Annotated in this window: 14 protein-coding genes and 2 pseudogenes; 9 read left to right on the forward strand and 7 right to left on the reverse strand. The window is 74.1% G+C overall.

The genetic code is table 11. The features are described 5' to 3' along the window. Positions 1-177 precede the first annotated feature (177 nt). On the forward strand, positions 178-1,317 hold the full coding sequence (locus ABT245_RS30530; protein ID WP_351739602.1) for a DMT family transporter: 1,140 nt from the start codon (positions 178-180) through the stop codon (positions 1,315-1,317). Here ABT245_RS30530 and ABT245_RS30535 read toward each other — a convergent pair. After that, positions 1,307-2,554, reverse strand: coding sequence for a transglycosylase family protein (locus ABT245_RS30535; RefSeq protein WP_351739647.1), 1,248 nt, complete (start codon positions 2,552-2,554; stop codon positions 1,307-1,309). The genes ABT245_RS30530 and ABT245_RS30535 overlap by 11 nt on opposite strands. Before the next feature lie 342 nt (positions 2,555-2,896). On the opposite strand from ABT245_RS30535, the gene gnd reads away from it, so the two are divergent. Then, complete coding sequence (gnd, locus tag ABT245_RS30540) at positions 2,897-4,336, forward strand: NADP-dependent phosphogluconate dehydrogenase (RefSeq protein WP_351739605.1); 1,440 nt, start codon at positions 2,897-2,899, stop codon at positions 4,334-4,336. Positions 4,337-4,931: 595 nt separating this feature from the next. Here the strand turns inward: gnd and ABT245_RS30545 are convergent. Together ABT245_RS30545 and ABT245_RS30550 are read right to left on the reverse strand one after the other, a co-directional pair. After that, complete coding sequence (locus tag ABT245_RS30545) at positions 4,932-5,276, reverse strand: GNAT family N-acetyltransferase (protein WP_351739608.1); 345 nt, start codon at positions 5,274-5,276, stop codon at positions 4,932-4,934. Positions 5,277-5,472: 196 nt separating this feature from the next. Then, positions 5,473-6,153, reverse strand: a pseudogene (locus tag ABT245_RS30550) (ABC transporter transmembrane domain-containing protein); the annotation flags it as partial. Between the two features lie 207 nt (positions 6,154-6,360). Here ABT245_RS30550 and ABT245_RS30555 point away from each other — a divergent pair. The 5 genes and pseudogenes from ABT245_RS30555 to ABT245_RS30575 all read left to right on the forward strand — a co-directional run bounded on the left by ABT245_RS30555 (position 6,361) and on the right by ABT245_RS30575 (position 13,744). Beyond that, positions 6,361-7,338 (forward strand): lysylphosphatidylglycerol synthase transmembrane domain-containing protein, encoded by a 978-nt coding sequence (locus tag ABT245_RS30555; RefSeq protein ID WP_502982228.1) that lies wholly within the window; start codon positions 6,361-6,363, stop codon positions 7,336-7,338. A 67-nt stretch (positions 7,339-7,405) separates the two neighbouring features. Then, a pseudogene (locus ABT245_RS30560) lies at positions 7,406-8,171 on the forward strand (crotonase/enoyl-CoA hydratase family protein). A 240-nt stretch (positions 8,172-8,411) separates the two neighbouring features. Then, the gene (locus ABT245_RS30565) at positions 8,412-9,500 is read left to right on the forward strand and encodes a mechanosensitive ion channel family protein (RefSeq protein ID WP_351739611.1); all 1,089 of its coding nucleotides are present in this window, start codon (positions 8,412-8,414) and stop codon (positions 9,498-9,500) included. Positions 9,501-10,562: 1,062 nt separating this feature from the next. Beyond that, a complete protein-coding gene (locus tag ABT245_RS30570; RefSeq protein WP_351739613.1) occupies positions 10,563-12,782 on the forward strand; it encodes an NADP-dependent isocitrate dehydrogenase in 2,220 nt (739 codons plus the stop codon). Between the two features lie 164 nt (positions 12,783-12,946). Beyond that, positions 12,947-13,744, forward strand: a complete 798-nt coding sequence (locus tag ABT245_RS30575; protein ID WP_351739615.1) for an N-formylglutamate amidohydrolase — start codon at positions 12,947-12,949, stop codon at positions 13,742-13,744. A gap of 19 nt (positions 13,745-13,763) precedes the next feature. Here the strand turns inward: ABT245_RS30575 and ABT245_RS30580 are convergent, their stop codons facing one another. Continuing rightward, positions 13,764-14,234 (reverse strand): hypothetical protein, encoded by a 471-nt coding sequence (locus ABT245_RS30580; protein ID WP_351739652.1) that lies wholly within the window; start codon positions 14,232-14,234, stop codon positions 13,764-13,766. On the opposite strand from ABT245_RS30580, the gene ABT245_RS30585 reads away from it, so the two are divergent. Further along, complete coding sequence (locus ABT245_RS30585; protein ID WP_351739658.1) at positions 14,121-14,933, forward strand: hypothetical protein; 813 nt, start codon at positions 14,121-14,123, stop codon at positions 14,931-14,933. The two genes, ABT245_RS30580 and ABT245_RS30585, sit on opposite strands and share 114 nt — an antisense overlap. Here ABT245_RS30585 and ABT245_RS30590 read toward each other — a convergent pair. After that, the gene (locus tag ABT245_RS30590) at positions 14,822-15,460 is read right to left on the reverse strand and encodes an RNA polymerase sigma factor (protein WP_351739618.1); all 639 of its coding nucleotides are present in this window, start codon (positions 15,458-15,460) and stop codon (positions 14,822-14,824) included. The genes ABT245_RS30585 and ABT245_RS30590 overlap by 112 nt on opposite strands. Then, entirely contained in the window at positions 15,457-16,893 is a 1,437-nt protein-coding gene (locus tag ABT245_RS30595) for a S8/S53 family peptidase (RefSeq protein ID WP_351739621.1), read from the reverse strand. Before ABT245_RS30595 ends, ABT245_RS30590 begins: the two co-directional genes overlap by 4 nt. Positions 16,894-17,061: 168 nt before the next feature. Between ABT245_RS30595 and ABT245_RS30600 the strand changes: the two genes are divergently transcribed. Then, positions 17,062-19,626, forward strand: a complete 2,565-nt coding sequence (locus ABT245_RS30600; RefSeq protein WP_351739655.1) for a CHAT domain-containing protein — start codon at positions 17,062-17,064, stop codon at positions 19,624-19,626. Between the two features lie 116 nt (positions 19,627-19,742). Here ABT245_RS30600 and ABT245_RS30605 read toward each other — a convergent pair. Further along, on the reverse strand, positions 19,743-20,481 hold a 739-nt coding region (locus ABT245_RS30605; RefSeq protein WP_351739624.1), incomplete at its 5' end, for a helix-turn-helix transcriptional regulator.

Raw genomic sequence — 20,481 nt, forward strand, 5'->3', positions numbered from 1 at the left:
CCTGCGTCGCCCACCCGTGGGATGACAGGGCCGGGACCGTACTCCATCGGCAGTAGGACCCATTGCCTGCTCAGGTACGACGACGGGAAGCCCTCGGGCGGGCAGAGTGTTGACCATGCAACACGATCGTTCGCCGCACCGGGTTTCCCGCCCCCGTTTCACGCAGAGGAGCGGCTCATGAGTGCCCTCGCGTTGTCCGTGGTGCTCTCGATCGTCTCCGCCGTCGCCTACGCCGGCGGAGCGATCGTGCAGGAGCGGGTGGCGGTGTCCTCCTCCCCGGACGACCGGTACGGGCCGCTGCGCCGGCCGAGCTGGTGGGCGGCGATGGCGCTCAACGGGCTCGGCGGGCTGCTGCACGTGGTGGCGCTGGCCTACGGCCCCCTCAGTCTGGTGCAGCCGCTGGGCGCCCTGACCATCGTGTTCGCGCTGCCCATGGCGGCGCTGTTCGTGGGGCGCAGCGCCGGGGCCACCGCCTGGCGCGGCGCGATCATGGCCACGGTCGGCCTCGCGGGCCTGCTGTCCCTGGTCGGCGCGTCCGACGGGCACGCGCTCGACGGCGCCGCGCAGTCGGCGGTCGGGCTCGTCACCGGCGGTGCGGTCGTGGCCCTGATGATCGCGGGCCGGGTGGCGCACCGGCATCCGGCGGTGCGCAGCGTGCTGCTCGCGACCGCCTCCGGCATGGCGTTCGGCATGTCCTCCGTGTTCACGAAGACCGTCGCGGTCGACTGGAGCAGCGGGATCGCCCCCGCGGAGCTGCCGTCGCTGGCCGTGATCGGCGCATTCGCCTTCGGCGGCGTACTGCTGTCGCAGGCCGCGTACCGGGACGGCGGGCTGGCCGCGCCGCTGGCCACGCTGACCGTGGTGAACCCGGTGCTGGCCGCCGCGGTCGGCCTCACCCTGTTCGGCGAGACCTTCCGGTACGGCACCACCGGCACCGTGCTCGCGCTGGGCTGCGGTGTGCTGGCGGCGGGCGGACTGGTCCTGCTGACGACCGAGCGCATGGGGCCCGCCCCGCACCCCGGCGAACCGCTGCCCGCGACGGGTGCGGCGCCGCTGCCCGTGCCCGCCCTCGCCGGGACGGCGGCGGGCGGGGAGGCGGTCGTGGTACTGCCGCAGCAGCGGGGCAAGGCGGGCCGGGCGGAGCCGGGCGGCAGACCGGCGGCCGAGGGGAAGACGTTCGCTGCGCCGCCGGGCGACGGCGCGGAGCGGGCATGGGACACGTACACGCTCTCCGCCTCCCTGGGCCCGCTCCACGGCGGCGTCTACCGGGTGCCCCTGCCGCTTCGGGAGCGGTGTCGGGTGCGGGTCAGATCTTGACGCCGCCCGAGCGCAGATAGGCCACCGGATCGACATCCGTACCGAACCCCGGCCCCGTCCGCACCTCGAAATGCAGATGCGGACCCGTGGAGTTCCCGGTGGACCCGGAACGTCCGATGCGCTGTCCCGCGGTGAGCGATTGGCCGGTCTTCACGGAGATCGCCGACAGATGGGCGTACTGCGAGTAGCGGCCGTCGGCGTGCCGGATCACCACCTGGTAGCCGAAGGAGCCGCCCCAGCCGGCCGCGACCACCTGTCCTGCCGCGACCGCCCTGACCGGGGTGCCGGTGGGCACCGGGAAGTCGACGCCGGTGTGGTAGCCCTTCGACCAGTGCGCGCCCGAGGCGTGGTACGGCGTGCCCATGGCGGCCTGCACGGGCGCCACGAGGGAGTGCGCGCCGGCCGACGTGTGGGTGTCTCCGGCCGTCTTCTTCGTCCCCGAGGAGGACTTCTTCTCGGGGACGGCCTTCTGCTTTTCCGGGGCCTTCTTCTTTTCCTGCTTCTTTTCCGGGGCCTGCTTCGCCTTCGTGGGCTTCCTCGGTTGCGCGGCCCGCTTCTGCGGTGTCCCCGTGCCGGCGTGGCCCCCGGCCGCCGGGGTGTGCAGATCGAGCCGCTGCCCCGGCAGGATCAGATCGGGGTCGGAGCCGATCGTGTTCCGGTTGGCTGAGTACAGCCGCTGCCAGCCGCCCCGCACCCGGCGTTCCTCGGCGATGCCGGAGAGTGTGTCGCCGTGCACCACCGTGTACATCCGTGCCCGGCCCGCCCGGGACTGCGGCGTGGTCTGCGGCTGCACATCGCGCACCGGGCTCTGCGCGGGCCGGGTCGCGGCGCTCTGCGGGTGCGTGCCCGGGGCGTCACCGCCCCGGGTGAGCCCCGCCCGCTCCGAGCACGTCGGCCAGGCGCCGGGCCCCTGCCCGTCGAGCACCCGCTCCGCCACCGCGATCTGCTCGTCCCGGGTGGCCAGATCCGCGCGCACCGCGTACTTGGTGCCGCCGTAGGCCGCCCACGTGGACTGGGTGAACTGGAGCCCGCCGTAGTACCCGTTGCCGGTGTTGACGCTCCAGTCGCCGCTGGACTCGCAGGCGGCGACCTTGTTCCAGGTGGCCGCGTCGGCCGCGTGGGCGGTTCCGGTGCCGATCAGGGGGAGCGCGATGCCGACGCCGCCCGCCGTGGCCGTGAGCGAGGCGCGGTTGATCCTGTTCGGCTGGTACCGGCGGTGCCGGCCGCGTACGGCCATGGAGAGCCCCCTCGACATGCGCAGGAGCGGCAAAGGTAAGCGCCGCGAACAGGCCGTGACAAGACGGCAATCGGCCGCACCGTGTCCCAAGTGACCGGGAATCCATCCCAGTTGGAATACGGCTGAGGCAGGTGGGGCTTGTCATGCGTATCTGCCTGCGCAGCCGGAATGATCGGAACGGCCGGAACGACGGGACCGACGGGACCGACGGGACCGACGGGAACACAGCAGCCGGAACAACCAGGACGTGCGGGCGGCGTACCAGCACGTCAGGATGGTCAGGGGCAATACTGGCGGCACGACCGGCAGCACCGATGTCCAGGATCTTTAGGAGCCAACCGTATGAGCATTTCAGCCCAGATCGGCGTCACGGGTCTCGCGGTCATGGGCCGCAATCTCGCCCGCAACTTCGCGCGCAACGGGTACGCGGTCGCGGTGCACAACCGGACCGCGACCCGGACCCGGGAGCTGGTGGCGGAGTTCGGACACGAGGGGGACTTCGTCGCCGCCGAGACCGCCAAGGAGTTCGTGGCGGCGCTGGAGCGGCCGCGGCGCCTGGTCATCATGGTGAAGGCGGGCGACCCGACCGACGCCGTGATCCAGGAGTTCGCCCCGCTGCTGGAGCCCGGTGACATGATCATCGACGGCGGCAACGCGCACTTCGCGGACACCCGGCGCCGCGAACGCGAGCTGCGCGGCAAGGGCATCCACTTCGTGGGCACGGGGATCTCCGGCGGTGAGGAGGGCGCGCTGCACGGGCCGAGCATCATGCCGGGCGGCTCGAAGGAGTCGTACGGCTCCCTCGGCCCGATGCTGGAGAAGATCTCCGCGAAGGCCGCGGACGGGGCGCCCTGTGTGACCCATGTCGGCCCGGACGGCGCCGGGCACTTCGTGAAGATGGTGCACAACGGCATCGAGTACGCCGACATGCAGCTGATCGGCGAGGCCTACCAGCTGCTGCGCGACGTCGCCGGGTACTCGCCCGCGCAGATCGCGGACATCTTCCGCACCTGGAACACGGGCCGTCTCGACTCGTATCTGATCGAGATCACGGCCGAGGTGCTCTCCCATGTGGACGCGGCGACGGGCAAGCCGTTCGTGGATGTCGTGGTGGACCAGGCGGAGCAGAAGGGCACCGGCCGCTGGACGGTGCAGATCGCCCTCGACCTGGGCGTCCCGGTGTCGGGCATCGCCGAGGCCGTGTTCGCGCGCTCGCTGTCGGGGCATGCCGCGCTGCGGGCGGCGTCGCGGGATCTGGCCGGGCCGAAGCCGGACCCGCTCGGCGAGGCGGAGGCGGCGGCGTTCGCCGACCGGGTGGAGCAGGCGCTGTACGCGTCGAAGATCGTGTCGTACACGCAGGGCTTCCACGAGATCGCCGCGGGCAGCGCGGAGTACGACTGGGACATCGACCTCGGCGCGGTCTCCGCCATCTGGCGCGGCGGCTGCATCATCCGGGCGGCGTTCCTCGACCGTATCCGCGCGGCGTACGACGGCCGGCCGGACCTGCCGAGCCTGCTGTCCGACGAGACGTTCGCGCAGGAGATCGCGGCGGCGCAGGACGACTGGCGCGAGGTGCTGGTCGCGGCGACCCGGCAGGGCGTCGCGACCCCCGGGTTCGCGGCGGCCCTCGCCTACTACGACGCCCTGCGCGCCGAGCGGCTGCCCGCGGCGCTGACCCAGGGACAGCGGGACTTCTTCGGGGCGCACACCTACCGGCGGATCGACCGGGACGGCTCGTTCCACACGCTGTGGGGCGGGGACCGCTCGCAGGTCGAGGCGTAGCGAGGCGCCGAGCGGGGGCGGGCGGCCCGTGCGGGGCCCCCCCCCCCCGGCCGGGTCAGGTCAGCGGTGGACCCGGTTCGGGGTTCGGCACGGGCTCCGGGCCGGGCGGGATCGGGGACGGCGAGGGCTCCGGCGGCGGCCCCGGATGCGGAGCGGGCGGTGGGGTCGGGGCCGGGCCGGGGGCCGGCGGTTCCGGGGCCGGCGGCGGTTCGGGGGCCGGGACCGGGCTCGGATACGGGTCCGGCGGCCGGGGACCCGGGCCCGGCGCGGGTCCGGGCGGGGTGGGTTCGGGATGCGGCTGGTTCATGACGTCCTCCGGCGGGCCACTCGACAGCGCCACTGGACTACTCCCCCGCGTACCCGGCAGCACGTCCACCACTCACCCGAGCGCACCAGGACCGTCCCGCCGAAGCCGGAGCACCGCACCGTCCCTACCGAAGCCGGAGCACCGCACCGTCCCCGCCGAAGCCGGAGCACCGCACCGTCCCCGCCGAAGCCGGAGCACCGCACCGTCCCCGCCGAAGCCGGAGCACCGCAACGTTCCCCTCGAAGCCGGAGCGCCGCTGCGGTCCGGTGCCCGCGGTCGCCGCCCGGGTCAGAACCGGCCGGGGTGCGCCGCCAGCCAGGACTTCGCGGCCGTCAGCAGGTCGCGGTCGGCGCGCGGCGCCTCCTCGGGGTGGCGGGCGGCCCACTTCACGACGTACGGGCACAGCGGGGCCACCGCGACGCCCTCGCGTCCGGCGATGGCGTACAGCTCGCGGGCCAGGGAGCCGGCGATGCCCTTCCCCTCGTGCGCGGGTTCCACGATGGTGTGCACGGGGACCAGGGCACGCCCGGGTGACTCCAGGACGAAGTACTCGATGTGGCCGACGACTTCGGCGTCGGAGACGGCCTCCAGACGGCCCGCCGCCCGGTCGTCGCGGATCTCGATGTCACTCATGGCTGCGTGCCCTCCTGCTTCGGTCAGCCGAGCGTAACCCATGTGATCAGCGGCGGGGCGACGCCGGGGCGCCCCGCACGCGGGGGGGGCGGCGGGCCAGGAGAAGTTGCCGGACAGCACCAGCCACAGTGGCGCCCCGCACGCGGGGGCGGCGGGATGCGCGATCAGCCGACCGCGAGTTCGGTGTGCCGCCCCTCAGGGTGAGGGCGGTGATGAACGCCGACTGGGCGGTCGCCGTGCGGATGCCGATGTCCCGCACCCGGCCGGCCCGGGCCGCGCACTCCGCCAGCCGGCCGAAGAGCCTGATCAGCATCGCGCCGGGGGCCGAGAAACGGTCCGTCGTGCGCGTGCCCGTCGCCGCTCGAGCGCCGCCGGCTCGCGTTGCGTCCGGGCCGTCCGGCGGCCCGTCCGGCGGGCCGGGATGACGAACACCGGCAGCAGCGCCGACGCGAGCGTTGTTGAGACGACTGACGAGCGCTCCCGTACGAGTGCGTGTGAAGAACGCGACCGGCATCCGCTGCACATGATCGAACACAGCCGTGCGGAGATCGAGGACGAGTCCCTCCCCGAGCGTCGCCGAGAGCCGTCTGCCGAGTGTGCCGAGGGCCGCCTCGGCGACCGCGATCAGGCCGATCAGAGCGATCAGAGCGATCAGGGCGATCAGCAGGGCGAGCCGGACGACGGTGCCCGGGTCCCCGTGCGGCACGATCACGTCCACGACGCGGGCGGCGAGCACCGGGGTGGCGACGGCGAGCAGCGCCGTGACCACCCCGAGCAGGACGAACCGGGCGATGCGGCGGCGGTGGGAGCGGGCGAAGACGGCGATGCGGCGCAGGGCGGCGCGGCCCGGCGGACGGCGCTCGTGCCCGGCCGTCATCACGCTGTGCGGCTGGGTCCAGGCGGTGGTCTCCTTGCTCAAGGCCGTGAACGTAGAACCTCGACCTACATCGAGGCCAACAGCGGAGGAACAGCGCTCCGCGCGCTGCCCCCGAGGCGGCCCCGCCCCCACCCGCTTCCCGTACGTAAGCCGCCGTCCCCGATCCGGCCACCCGCCGTTGACGTGGTACGGAAAACCTCTCCCGATGTGACAGCGGCACACCTCCCCGATCCCCGCGGGGGACGACGTCTCCTGCGGCGCCTCCCCGTCCGCCAGGCGCTGTGCCTGGCCCCGCTCGTGCTCGTCACCGTGATCGCGGTGCGGCACCGCTCCGTGCTCGCCGAGGGCTTCGGCCATCTGCGCGCCGCGTCCTGGCCCTGGCTGCTGGCGGCGGGCGGCGCCACCTGCCTGACCTGGGTGGCGGCCGCGGTGACCCGGCAGGGCGCGGTGGTGCAGCCGCTGCCGAAACGACGGCTGCTGGCCACCCAGTTCGCCGCGTACGCGGCCAACCATCTGCTGCCGACGGGCCTCGGTTCGAGCGCGGTGAACCTGCGCTTCATGACCGTGTGCGGGGTGCCGCTCGCCCGTTCCTCGGCCGCGGTCGCGCTGTACCTGCTGGCCGAGTCGGTGGGCCGGGTGGGCCTGCTGGCGGCCCTGCTGATCGCCTTCCCGCACGCGCTGCGGGTGGGCGGCCTGCTGCCCGCGGGGGCGCTCGGCCCGCTGCTGCTGGCCGCCGGACTGCTGCTGGCCGTGGCGGCGGGCGTGCTGGCGCTCGTACGGCGGCTGCGCACGGCCGTGTGGTCCTTCCTGCGCAGCGCGCTGGGCGAGGCACGCTCGGTGCACACGCGTCCGTCACGGGCGCTGGCCCTGTGGGGCGGATCGCTGGCCTTCCCGGCGCTGCAGGCCGCGGGGCTCGCGGCGGTGGGGCGGGCGCTGGAGCTGCCGGTGGCGCCGACGCACATGGCGCTGGCCTATCTCGCGGCCACGGTGGCGGTGGCGCTGGTGCCCACGCCGGGCGGCCTCGGCTCCGTGGAGGCCGCGCTGATCGTGGCCCTGGTCGCGGCGGGCGGACCGGTCGCGGTCGCCACCGCGGTGGTCCTCGCCTACCGCATCATCACCGTGTGGCTGCCGCTGCTGCCGGGGGCGCTGACGCTGGGCGCGCTGGTGCGGCTGAAGATGATCTGAGGCAGAGTCGGCCCTCCGAGCCGACCGGGGGCGCGGCCTGGCCGGCCTGCCAGGGAGGAGAGGCTCCGTGCCGGTGCGCCTGGAACGCGGGGAACACATCACCACCGTCGTGCTGTCCCGGCCCGAGGTCCGCAACGCGGTCGACGGGCCGACCGCGGCCGAACTCGCCGCCGCCTTCAGGGCGTTCGAGGCCGACGAGGAGGCGCGGGTGGCGGTGCTGTGGGGTGAGGGCGGCACGTTCTGCGCGGGCGCGGACCTGAAGGCGCTGGGCACCGGGCGGGGCAACCGGGTGGCCGAGGACGGGGACGGCCCGATGGGGCCGACCCGGATGCGGCTGTCCAAGCCGGTGATCGCCGCGGTCGCCGGGCACGCGGTCGCCGGGGGCCTGGAACTCGCCCTGTGGTGCGATCTGCGGGTGGCGGAGGAGGACGCGGTCTTCGGCGTGTACTGCCGCCGCTGGGGCGTCCCGCTCGTCGACGGCGGCACGGTACGGCTCCCCCGGCTGATCGGCGCCGGCCGGGCCCTGGACATGGTCCTCACCGGGCGGCCGGTCCCGGCCCGGGAGGCCGTACGAGATGGGCCTGGCCAACCGGGTCGTGCCCGTCGGGCGGGCGCGGGCCGAGGCGGAGGCGCTGGCCGCGGCCCTCGCACGCTTCCCACAGGCGTGTCTGCGCTCCGACCGGGCGTCGGTACTGGAGCAGGAAGGACTGCCGGAACCGACCGCGCTGCGCAACGAACTCCGGCACGGGGCCGCGGTGTTGACCGAGGCCATGGACGGAGCGGCACGGTTCACCGACGGGGCCGGCCGGCACGGGTCCTTCACCGGCCTGTGAACCACGGGCCCAGGCCCGCCGGGGACGCCTCCCACGGGGCGGCCGTGGTGCGAACTCCCGTGCCGGATACGGCAGGATGAACGAGCGCGGCCGGCCCATCGCACCGTACGGCCGGCCCTTCGCACCCTACGGGCGGCGCGCCCGCACATCCCGGACACGAACAGGTGACAACGTGACGAGACATCGCATCCGGCCGTCGGACGCGCGGCACGCCGCACGGCGCCGCACCGGAGGTGACCGGTGAACCGGGCACTCACCGCGCACGATCTGATCCTCGCCGGAATCGCCGTGGCGGCGGGCCTGGCGGCGGCGTTCCTGTCGCGGACGCTGCTGCGCTGGCTGGCCAAGCACGCGAAGCGGACCCGCTGGGGCGGCGACGACGTCGTCGTGGACTCCCTGCGGACCGTCGTGCCCTGGGCGGCGGTCGCGGGCGGCGTGGCCGTCGCGGCGGCGGTACTGCCGCTGACCCGGACCGTGCGGCACCACACCGACCAGGCGCTCCAGGTGCTGCTGATCCTCGTGGTGAGCGGCACCGCGGCCCGCGTGGTCGCCGGTCTGGTGCGGACGGTCACCCAGTCACGGTCCGGGGTCGCCGGTTCGGCCACCATCTTCGTGAACATCACCCGGGTGCTGGTCCTCGCCATCGGGTTCCTGGTGATGCTGCAGACACTGGGCATCTCGATCGCGCCTATGCTGACCGCCCTCGGTGTCGGCGGTCTGGCCGTGGCCCTCGCGCTCCAGGACACCCTCGCCAACCTCTTCGCGGGCATCCACATCCTCGCCTCCAAGACCGTGCAGCCCGGCGACTACATCCGGCTGAGCAGCGGGGAGGAGGGCTACGTCGTGGACATCAACTGGCGGCAGACGACGGTCCGGCAGCTCTCCAACAACCTGGTGGTCATCCCCAACGGGCAGCTCGCGAAGACCAACATGACCAACTTCACGCGTCCTGAGCAGGAGTTGACGATCCTGGTGCAGGTGGGGGTCAGCTACGACAGCGATCTGGACCAGGTGGAGCGGGTGACCGGCGAGGTCGTCACCGAGGTGATGACGGAGATCACCGGGGCGGTGCCCGACCATGAGCCCGCGATCCGCTTCCACACCTTCGGGGACTCCCGGATCGGCTTCACGGTGATCCTGGGTGTGGGCGAGTTCAGCGACCAGTACCGGATCAAGCACGAGTTCATCAAGCGCCTGCACCGGCGCTACCGCGAGGAGGGCATCCGCATCCCGGCCCCGGCGCGGACGGTGGCCCTCCAGCAGGGCACGCTCCTGATCCCCCACCAGCGAGCCACCGACAACGAACCAACACCCCCACACCACCCCTGACCCCCGCCCGCGAACGGCACGGAACGGGTACACCCACGACCCACGCCACCCGCCCCAACACCGGAGCCGAACCAGACCGCGCGTCCACCGGTGGCCCGATCACCCCACGCCCACCCCACAAGGCCCTGCCCGGCGGGCGTTGCCCCGGCGGGCCCGAGGCCCCGGCGGCCCTCCGCGGCACGCCCGCCGCGACGAGCGCGCGCTCCCGCGCGGCAGACAGCGGCGCACAACCGAACCCGGAGCCGGGCGCCGGGCCTCGACCGGGTGGCCGCACAGCAGGGACTGGGCCCCGATCTGGTGGCCCCGCAGCAGTGACTGGACCTTCAACCTGGTGGCCGCACAGCAGTGAACGGTCTCGGCGCCGGACGGCCTTGGGAGCGGTGGCGGCGCGGCCCGACACCGCCCCCACGCCCCGCATCCCCCGGCATCCCGAACCCAAGACGCAAACGCGCCGCAAGACCGGAGGCCCGGCGGCTCATCCCGGCGCACCCACCACGCAAAGCCACGCCCTGCGCGCAGCGGACGGCGCGACGCAACCGAACTGGAGCCCGGGAACCGAGCCCCGGCAGGCAAAGCCGACGCGGGACATGCGTCCGACTCCGTCCGCCAGCGATCCCGAGGGCACCTACGCCCCCTCCCCACGCCAGCCGTGCCCGGCACACCTGCCCACGCCCGCCTTGGCCACCGGGCCACACGACCGGAGCCACCGACGACGGCCGCCCGACGGGGGTCCGGTTGTCCCACGCCAGTGCCGCAGGGCCCGTCCTGTGAGCGCTGCGCCTGGCAAGCCGTAGGCCCCGGCGGCTCTCGCCGGGCTTCTGGCGGGTGGAGGCACGGTGAAGGCACGCTTTCCGTGTGGTGCGACCGGGGCCGGAGCCGGGCGCTGGGTGCCGCGCGCCCCCGGCCGGCCGCTCCCGGTGCCCGCGTCGGCCCCGGTCGGCGGGCCGCCGGGCGGAGGGCAGGGATCGTGGTGGGGGCGAGTTGTCGGGTGCTGTCGAGTCGGCGGGCGGTACGAGATATCTTGATGTCGAGCAATGTTGCAGACGTGGAGCGGAGCACCCGGTGACTGACTCGACCATCATCTACACCTACACAGACGAGGCCCCGGCCCTGGCGACGCATTCGTTCCTGCCGGTGATCCAGGCGTACGCCTCGCGGGCCGGTGTCGCCGTGGAGACCCGGGACATCTCGCTGGCGGGCCGCATCATCGCCGTCTTCCCGGAGTATCTGAACGAGGACCAGCGCATCCCGGACGCCCTGTCGGAGCTGGGCGAGCTGGCCAAGACGCCCGAGGCCAACATCGTCAAGCTGCCGAACATCTCGGCGTCGATCCCCCAGCTGAAGGCCGCGATCGCCGAGCTGCAGGGCAAGGGCTACGCGCTGCCCGACTACCCGGACGACCCGAAGAGCGACGAGGAGCGGGAGATCCGCGCCCGCTACGACAAGATCAAGGGCTCCGCCGTCAACCCGGTGCTGCGCGAGGGCAACTCCGACCGCCGCGCACCGGCCTCGGTGAAGAACTACGCCAAGACCCACCCGCACCGCATGGGCGCCTGGACCCCCGAGTCCAGGACGAACGTGGCCACCATGGGCGTCGACGACTTCCGTTCCACCGAGAAGTCCGCGGTGATCTCCGAGGCCGGCGCGCTGCGCATCGAGCTGAAGGGCGACGACGGCTCCACCACCGTGCTGCGCGAGTTGGTGCCGGTGCTCGCGGGCGAGGTCGTCGACGCCTCCGTGATGCGTGTCGCCGCGCTGCGCGAGTTCCTCACCGCGCAGGTGGCCCGCGCCAAGGAGGAGGGCGTCCTGTTCTCCGTGCATCTGAAGGCCACCATGATGAAGGTCTCCGACCCGATCATCTTCGGCCATGTGGTGCGCGCCTTCTTCCCGAAGACCTTCGCGAAGTACGGCGAGACGTTCGCCGCGGCCGGTCTGACCCCGAACGACGGTCTGGGCGGCATCTTCAAGGGTCTTCAGTCCCTGCCGAACGGCGACGAGATCAAGGCGTCCTTCGACGCCGAGCTGGCCGAGGGCCCCCGGCTGGCGATGGTCGACTCGGACAAGGGCATCACCAATCTGCACGTGCCCTCCGACGTGATCGTGGACGCCTCCATGCCGGCCATGATCCGCGCCTCCGGCCATATGTGGGGCCCGGACGGCCAGGAGCACGACACCCTCGCGGTGCTGCCTGACTCCAGCTACTCCGGCGTCTACCAGGCCGTGCTCGACGACTGCCGCGCGCACGGCGCCTACGACCCGTCGACCATGGGCTCGGTGCCGAACGTGGGCCTCATGGCGCAGAAGGCCGAGGAGTACGGCAGCCACGACAAGACCTTCGAGATCCCGGTCACGGGCACCGTCCGCCTGGTCGACCAGGCCGGCGACGTCGTCCTGGAGCAGACCGTCTCGGCCGGCGACATCTTCCGCTCCTGCCAGACCAAGGACGCCCCGATCCGCGACTGGGTCAAGCTGGCCGTCACCCGCGCCCGCGCCACCGGCGACCCGGCCGTGTTCTGGCTGGACGAGAACCGCGCCCACGACGCCGTACTGATCGAGAAGATCAAGGCGTATCTGCCGGAGCACGACACCGAGGGCCTGGACCTCAGGATCCTGCCTCCCATCGAGGCCACCAAGCTGTCCGTGGAGCGCATCCGCCGCGGCGAGAACACCATCTCCGTCACCGGCAACGTGCTCCGCGACTACCTGACCGACCTGTTCCCGATCCTGGAGCTGGGCACCAGCGCCAAGATGCTGTCCGTGGTCCCGCTGATGGCGGGCGGCGGCCTGTTCGAGACGGGGGCCGGCGGTTCCGCGCCCAAGCACGTCCAGCAGCTGGTCAAGGAGGACTATCTGCGCTGGGACTCCCTCGGTGAGTTCTTCGCGCTGGTGCCGTCCTTCGAGCAGTACGCGAAGACCACCGGCAACGCCCGCGCCCAGGTCCTCGCCGACACCCTGGACCGGGCCACAGCGAGCTTCCTCAACGAGAACAAGTCGCCGACCCGTCGGGTGGGCGGCATCGACAACCGCGGCAGCCACTTCTATCTGTCCCTGTACTGGGCGCAGGAGCTGGCCCGGCAGACCGACGACGCCGAACTGGCCAAGGCGTTCGCCGCGTTCGCCGAGACGCTGAGCGCGCAGGAGCAGAAGATCGTGGACGAGCTGATCGCCGTCCAGGGCTCCCCGGCCGACATCGGCGGCTACTACCAGCCGGACCGGGCCAAGGCCGACAAGGTGATGCGCCCGTCGGCCACCTGGAACGAGGCGCTCGCCGCCCTGAGCTGACCTTCCCCTCCCGCGGCCGTACGCGCACCCCGCGGGCGTCCGCTGCGCCCCGGCCGGCGCACCTCCCGGCCGGGGCGCAGCCATGTCCGCCGGCGGCCGGTGCGCCGCGTACGGTGGGCCGTGATCGTCCGCCGTACCGCCGACAGCGCCCAGGGAGCCACCTCATGCATGCCGCCGTACCGTCCTTCGAACTGCTCCCCGGCGCGGCCGCCTCCCCGGTGATCCTGCATGTGCCGCACTCCGCGCGGGAGATACCGGCGGCGGTGCGCGCGGGCATCGTGCTGGACGACGCCGCGCTGGAGCGGGAGCTGGACGACATCACGGACGCGCACACGGCTCGGCTGGCCGAGGTCGCGGCCGGGCTGGCCCGGGTCACCCCCTGGCGGTTCGTGAACCGGCTGTCCCGGCTGGTGGTCGATCCGGAGCGGTTCCCCGACGAGCGGGAGGAGATGCTGTCCGCGGGGATGGGGGCCGTCTACACCGGCACCACCCGGCTAGGGACACTGCGGCCCGCCGACACCGACCCGGAGCCCCTGATCGAGCGGTACTTCCGGCCGTACGCGCGGGCCATGACCGAGGCCGTGCGGGACCGGCTCGCCGCGACCGGCCGGGCCGTCGTGATCGATGTGCACTCCTATCCCACCGAACGGCTGCCGTACGAGCTGCACGGCGACGGTCCCCGGCCGCCGGTCTGTCTGGGCACCGACGCCTTCCACACCCCGGCGTCACTGGTGGAACTGGCCCGCGAGGCGTTCGCCGGGTGCGGCGGGACGGGGCTCGACACTCCGTTCGCCGGGGCGTATGTGCCGCTGGAGTTCTACGGGGCGCAGTCCCGGGTCGGCGCGCTGATGGTGGAGATCCGCAGGGACGGCTATATGACGGAGCCGGGCGGCCCGGCCGGGCCCGGGCTGCATCGGCTCGCGTCCGCGCTGGCCACCCTGGTGGACGGCGCGGGCCGCTGATCCCTCCCGCCCTCAAGGCTCAGGCGCGCAACCACTCGGTGACGACGATGTCCCCGCCCGTGCGCAGCCGCAGCGCGAACGGGCCGGTGGGGCGCGCGTCGCTGGTGAAGCGGCCCAGTTCGTCGACGGGGACCGGCACCGCCGACTGCGGCCCGCCGAGCACCTCGATGCGCGCCGGCTGCGGCGGCAGCACCTGCCCCATCAGGCCCTCCCCGGTGACCTCGACGTCGACGGTCAGTTCGCCCGCGTGGAAGGTGAGCATGCGGGGCGCGTCCGTCACTCCTCTGATGGGCAGGGCATCCACCAGGGAGTCGAAGGTCAGCTCGGCGACACGGGCGTCAAGGTCGTACAACGCGTAGGCGTCGAGGGCCAGTTGGTGCAGCTCGGTGGGGACGGGGTCCCGGACGGCGGCCGCCTGACGCAGCTCCTCCTCCAGCAGCCCGTCGTCGAACTCGGCCGGATCGAACTCGGCGGAATCGAATTCAGCCAGGTCGAACTCGACCCGTTCGAAGGCATCCGAGGCAAGTCCCCGCCCAACCTCACCACGCCGCCCGCCATCACCCTGCCGCTCGGCATCAGCATGGCGCTCGCCGTCTCCATGGCGCCCGACTTCACCATGGCGCCCGACCTCACCCTGCCACTCGGCCTCACCATGGGGCTCGACGTCCCCATGGCGCCCGACTCCACCGTGACGCTCAGCATCACCATGTCTCCCGGCATCACCGTCGCGCTCGATGTCCCCACGCCGCCCAACCTCACCATGACGCTCGGCATCACCATAGGGCTCGGCATCACCATGGCGCCCGACCTCACCGTGACGCTCAGCATCACCATGGCTCCCGGCATCACCGTCGCGCTCGACGTCCCCACGCCGCCCGACCTCACCCCGCCGCTCGGCATCACCATGGGGCTCGGCATCACCATGGCGCTCGGCGTCACCAGGCCGCCCGACCTCACCCTGCCGCTCGACCTCACCACGCCGGTCACTCTCACCATGCCGGTCGCTCTCGTCGTGCCGGTCGCTGTCGTCGTGGCGGTCGCTGTCGTCGTGGCGGTCGTTTTTCTCTCGCATGCCGCTCACACCGCCCCTCGTGCGTCGAGCCGGGCCCGCAGTCGGCGCAGGCAGCGCTGGCGCAGGGGTCCGATGCTGCCGACCGCGATGCCCAGGGCGGCCGACACCTCCAGATAGCTGGGCGGCGGCGAGGCCATCAGGACGCGCAGCAACCCGCGGCAGCGGTCGCCCAGTTCCTCGAACTCCTGCCACAGGCGGCGCACCCGCTCGGCCTCGGCGGCAGCGTCCTCGGAGTCGATCAGCAACTGCTCCGGGGTGCGGTCCTCGCTCACCCGGTCCAGGACGAGCGGGTCGTCCGTCGGCATCAGCCGGGTGAGGCTCTTGATGACCTTGAGGCACTCGTGCCGGGCCGTACTGGCGAGCCAGGACCCGGCCTTCTCCGGCTCCCGGATCCGGCCGAGGTGCTGGGCGAAGCGGAACCACACGGTCTGATAGACCTCGTGGCCGTCGGCGTCGGACAGCCGGTGCGCCCGGACCACCGCCCACACCAGCGGACTCAGCCCTTCCACCAGCGCCTTCCAGGCCCCCGCGTCGCCGTCGACGGCGGCCCGGACCAGCGCGCCGACCTCTGCTCGCTCCACGGCCCCACCCCTCGTGTACGGCCTGTCATCGTACGCCGTGGAGGGGGCGGTTCCGGCCGTCATGCCGCGGCGTCCGGTCGGACAACCGGAGCCGGGCGCCAGGTGGGTGGCAGAAGCGCCGGCACGTACGCCCCGCGCACTTCCGCGTACGCGGTGGTGGATTCGAGCAGTTGCCGGCGGGCCGCGCGCGGGTCGCTCTCCTTGTGCGCGCTCATCTGGGCGGCGACGAGCCCGGCGGCCAGCGGGGTCGCGAACGAGGTGCCGCTCCAGTGCGCGAACCCCGCGAACGTCACCCGGTCCGGCTCGCCCGGCTCGCTCTTGCGCTCCTCGCTCAACACGCCCGTGTGGCGCGGGAACTGACAGGTGCAGGCGTAGCTGAACCCGTACCGGCAGGCGTCGTAGGTGGAGTGCTGGTACACATACGGCACGGGCGTCTCGAAGCCGGTGAGGGAGCTGACGAGGCGCTCGCCGGGGGCGTAGGCCGCGACCCAGGGGCCGTGGTTGCTGAAGCAGGCGCCCCGCTCGCCGTCGCCGCGCAGGGCGCCGACCGACAGCACGGCGTCCTGGTAGCCGGGCAACGAGGCGTAGGCGGCGGGCCAGAACGGGGTGGCGCTGCCGTTGTTGCCGGCCGCGGCCACCAACAGGGTGCGCTGCTCGCGCAGTTCGCGCATGAACGCGTCGACGCCGAGCAGCCCGTCGGTGCGGCCGTTGGAGGTGCCTGCGGACAGACTGATGACGTCCGGCCAGCCGTCCCGGTCGACGGCCTCGAAGAGCCTGGCCCCGAACTCCGACTCCAGGATGGCCCCGGCGTCGTTGAGGGTGCCCCGCACGGTGATGTCGGTGTTGGGCGCGACCGCGGCGACCAGCCCGGCGATGAACGTGCCGTGACCGACGTACTGCCGCAGCACACCCTCCTCGTCGGTCTCCGCGATCTGCCCGTCGCCCTCGGTGTGCGCGAGCGGCGGATAGCAGCGGTGGTCGTGCATGAGGCCGGTGTCGACGACCAGGACGCCGACGGCCGTGTCCTGGTCGTAGAGGGTGCCGTCGGCGGCCGGGTTGGGCGGCTCGCCGGCCGGGGCGGGCACCGGCTCGTCGCCGGGGCAGGCGTTGACCGCGATCGAGACCACGTGGTTGCGGCTGACCAGCCGGTGTCCGCGGCGTCCTTCCACCTCGCGCAGGGCGCGCAGCGCCTGTGCCACGGCCGGGTCGCCGTCGCGCACCCCGCGGCCCGGGTCGCCGACCCGGATACGGGTGATGCCGGTCCGGTTGGTCTGCGGGCCGGCACGGCGCACATCGTCGGCGGTCAGGTCGGGCGCCGCGGCGAAGTGGCCGCGCACGGTCTCCTCGACGACGCGTGCCTCCTCGCCGTCCCGGGCGAGGACGACGCCCTTCTCGTAGCAGAACTCGGCGGAGTCGTCCGGGCCCATCGCCAGCGGGATGTCGGGCATCGAGCGCTGGATCTGGTCGAACTGCTCGTGGAATCGCTGTGGTGCCATGGCGTGTCCTCCCACTCGGGCGGCGGTCGTCAGTCAGAGCCCCGGGGCCGTCGGTTGATACAGCCGATACCGTCATCCTCTGCGTCAAACCCGTGTGACGTGCGGCCTTCCGCCACTACCATCCGAGGGGTGACAGCGGGAAGCGACTCGGTTCTCGAACTGCTGCCGATGGTGTTCGCCGACCCCATGGAGGCCCTGGCGCGCGCGGAGCGGGTGCTGGAGACCGGTCCGCCGCCGCTGCACGCCTCCGTCGCACACCAGGTGATCGGCATCTGGCAGCGGGACTTCGGCGATCTGCGGATCGCGCTGCGCCATCTGCGGCGGGCCCGTGACCTCGCGGCGCACGCCGAGTCCGCCGAACGCGAGGCGGATGTCCTCGCCACCCTCGGGGTGGCACTGGTGCACGCGGGGCGCACTCGGCAGGGGCTGACGGCGTTCGAGCGCGGGGTGGCGCGGGGCACCGGGCACACCCGGGCCCGGGTGCTGTACCGCCGCGCCTATGTCTGGTGGGTGCTGGGCCGTCACCGGGAGGCGCTGGAGGACGTGCGCCGGGCGATCTCCGTGCTCCGCCAGGCCGACGACGTCATCTGGACGGCGCGGGCGCTGACGCTGCGGGCCACGGTGCATCTGGCGCTGGGCGCGGTGGACCGGGCGGACGCCGACTTCACGGCGGCGGAGCGGCTGTGGGAGACAACCGGCCAGGAGCACGACAAGGCCGACGCCGTGGAGAGCCGGGGGCTGGCCGCGTTCCGGTCGGGCGACATCCCGGCCGCGCTGCGCCTGCTGGACGAGGCCGAGGAGCGGTACGCCAAGCTGGGCACGCCGACCTTCATGCTCAACATCCGCCGCTGCGAGGTGCTGATGGCCGCCGGGCTGGCCCCGGAGGCGCTGGCCGAGGCGGACGCGGCGATCGCCACGCTCGACGGGATCGGCGGGCAGTCCACCCGCAAGGCGGAACTGCTGCTGGCCGCCGCACGGGCCGCCCGTTCGGCGGGCGACGCGCACACGGCGATCGCCCGGGCCGCCGTCGCCGTACGGCTGTTCGCGGCGCAGCGGCGTGCCTGGTGGGAGACGCACGCCCGGCTGGTGCTGATCGAGGCGCGGGTGGCGACCGGGCGCGGCTCGGGGCGGCTGGTCGCGGACGCCGCGGCGGTCGCCGAGCGGCTGGCGTCCTTCGGCTCGCCGGCCGCGCCGGAGGCCTCCCTGCTGGCGGGCCGGATCGCGCTCGGCCTGGGCTGGACGGCGGACGCGGAGCGGCATCTGGCGCTCGCGGCGCGCAGCAGGCACGCCGGCCCGCCGCTGGCCCGGATGACGGGCTGGGCTGCGCAGGCGCTGCGGGCACGGGCGGCCGGTTCCGGGCGGGGTGTGCTGGAGGCCTGCCGGCGCGGGCTCGATGTGCTCGACGACCATCGGATGACGCTGGGCGCCTCGGAGTTGCGGGCCCGGGCCACGGCACAGGGCGCGGAACTCGCGGCGCTGGCCCAGCAGGCGAGCCTCGCCCGGGGCGGTCCGCGGCGGCTGCTGGAATGGAGCGAGCGGTGGCGGGCCACGGTGCTGTCCGCGCCGCCGACCCGGCCGCCCGCCGACCCGGCGCTGCTGAGCGGGCTGACCGCGTTCCGGGAGATCGCGGCCCGCGCGGAGGCCGCCCGGGTGCAGGGCCGTCCGGTGCCCGCCCTGGAGCGCGAACAACGGCGCCTGGAACGGGAGATCCGCTCCCGGACCCATCACATGCGCGGCGACGCCTCCGGCGACGGGCGCCGCTTCGACACCGCCCGGCTGCTGGCGCGGCTCGATGACACGACGCTGGTCGAACTCGCCGTGCTGGACGGGCGGGTGCAGGTGCTGCTGTGCGGACAGGGCCGGGTACGGCGGTTCGCGGGCGGGGCGCTGGCGCAGGCGCTGACCGAGGCGGAACACGTCCAGGCGGGGCTGCGGCGGCTCGCCCATCCCGGGGCGGAGGCGCGGCTGCCGGTGGTGGAGGCGGCCGGCCGCCGGCTGGAGGAGCTGCTGCTGGGCGGTGCCGTGCGCCGGCTGGGCGGCGGCCCGGTCGTGATCGTGCCGCCCGGGGCGCTGCACCGGGTGCCCTGGGCGTTGCTGCCCGCGCTGCGCGAGCGGGTGCTCAGCGTCTCGCCGTCGGCGGGCAGTTGGCTGCGGGCGCGGGAGACCGAGGCGCCGCCGGGCGGCCGGCAGGTCTTCGTGCGCGGGCCGGGGCTCGCCACCGGCGGCGCCGAAGTGCCCGAGGCGGCGGGCCGGTACGGCACGGCGACGGTCCTGGAGCAGGCGGACGCGCGGGTGCCGCGCGTACTGCGGGAGCTGGACGGGGCGGCGCTGGCGCACCTCGCCGCGCACGGCACGTTCCGCGCGGACAGCCCGATGTTCTCCTCGCTGCGGATGGCCGACGGCCCGCTGATCGTGCACGACTTCGAACGCCTCGACCGCAGCCCGTACCGGATCGTCCTGTCCAGCTGCGACACCGCCCGGCTCGCCTCGGTCGGCGCCGATGAACTGCTCGGCCTGGTCACCGCGCTGCTCCCGCTGGGCACGGCCGGGGTGGTGGCGAGCAGCGCGCCCGTCAACGACGCCGCGGTGGTGCCGCTGATGCTCGCCCTGCACAAGGGCCTCGACGCGGGACTCTCCCTGGCCGAGGCCCTGCGCGACGCACGGGCGGCCCTGCCGGGCGACGCGGTCCACCAGGCGACGGGGTGGGCGTTCGCGGCGTTCGGCGCGGCATGAGACCCGGCCGGCGGCCGGCCGGGACCGACAGCCGGCCGGAACCGCTGCCCTGCCACGCCGCCGCCGGGTCAGGCCGCCGCCGGGTCACGCCGATGCCGGGTCACGCCGCCGCCGGGTCAGGCCGATGCCGGGTCAGGCAGTTCCACCAGCCAGGGCAGCGCGCCCCGGTCACCGGCGCCCAGCCGGGTGTAGGCGCTGTACAGGTGGTTGCCGACGGTACGGACGGACAGCGTGAGCCGTTCGGCGATCTGCCGGTTGCTCAGCCCGGCGGCGGCGAGCGTGACGATCTGCCGCTGCCGGGCGGTGAGTTCGCCGAGCACCAGCCCGGCCAGCGCCGGGGTACGGGCGCCCTGGCAGCGGCGGGCGAGGGCGACCGCACGGGTGCGGGCGGTGCGGGCGGCACCGGGGTCGCGGTGCACCCGTACGGCCTGCGCGTACGCCTCCGCCGCGAACAGCAGGAAGCCGCGCTCCGCCAGGGCCGCGGCGGCCCGGTCCAGCGCGGGCCCGTCGCCGCGGGCGAGCGCGTCGGCGTGCCGGGCCAGCACCCCGTCGCGGGGCAGCCGGCCGGCGGCCAGCTCGGGCGCGCCGAGGCGTACGGCGTCGTAGCGGGCGTACGCGGTGGCGTGCCGGCCGCCCGGGCCGTCGGAGGCGTCGCGGTCGTCGGCGCCGCCTGCGTCATCGGCTCGGCCGGCGAGTGCCCGTACGGCGCCGTCCACGTCGCCGCGCGCCGCCGCGGCCCAGACCACCGTGCCGTCCGCCGTGCCGTCCGCCGGCGACACCCCGGCGGCGCGGGCCGGTGCGCCGCCGGGGCCCCGCCCGCCCGGTGCCGCGTCGGCCGGGTGCCCGGCGGTCCGG

This window comes from Streptomyces sp. NPDC001508 (assembly GCF_040298665.1).
Lineage (GTDB): Bacteria > Actinomycetota > Actinomycetes > Streptomycetales > Streptomycetaceae > Streptomyces.

Bases quoted from the DNA above. Each gene is read 5' to 3' on its own strand.
- ABT245_RS30530 (WP_351739602.1), top strand. From the start codon at position 178: ATGAGTGCCCTCGCGTTGTCCGTGGTGCTCTCGATCGTCTCCGCCGTC.
- ABT245_RS30535 (WP_351739647.1), bottom strand. From the start codon at position 2,554: ATGGCCGTACGCGGCCGGCACCGCCGGTACCAGCCGAACAGGATCAAC.
- gnd (WP_351739605.1), top strand. From the start codon at position 2,897: ATGAGCATTTCAGCCCAGATCGGCGTCACGGGTCTCGCGGTCATGGGC.
- ABT245_RS30545 (WP_351739608.1), bottom strand. From the start codon at position 5,276: ATGAGTGACATCGAGATCCGCGACGACCGGGCGGCGGGCCGTCTGGAG.
- ABT245_RS30575 (WP_351739615.1), top strand. From the start codon at position 12,947: ATGCATGCCGCCGTACCGTCCTTCGAACTGCTCCCCGGCGCGGCCGCC.
- ABT245_RS30590 (WP_351739618.1), bottom strand. From the start codon at position 15,460: ATGACGGCCGGAACCGCCCCCTCCACGGCGTACGATGACAGGCCGTAC.
- ABT245_RS30595 (WP_351739621.1), bottom strand. From the start codon at position 16,893: ATGGCACCACAGCGATTCCACGAGCAGTTCGACCAGATCCAGCGCTCG.
- ABT245_RS30600 (WP_351739655.1), top strand. From the start codon at position 17,062: ATGGTGTTCGCCGACCCCATGGAGGCCCTGGCGCGCGCGGAGCGGGTG.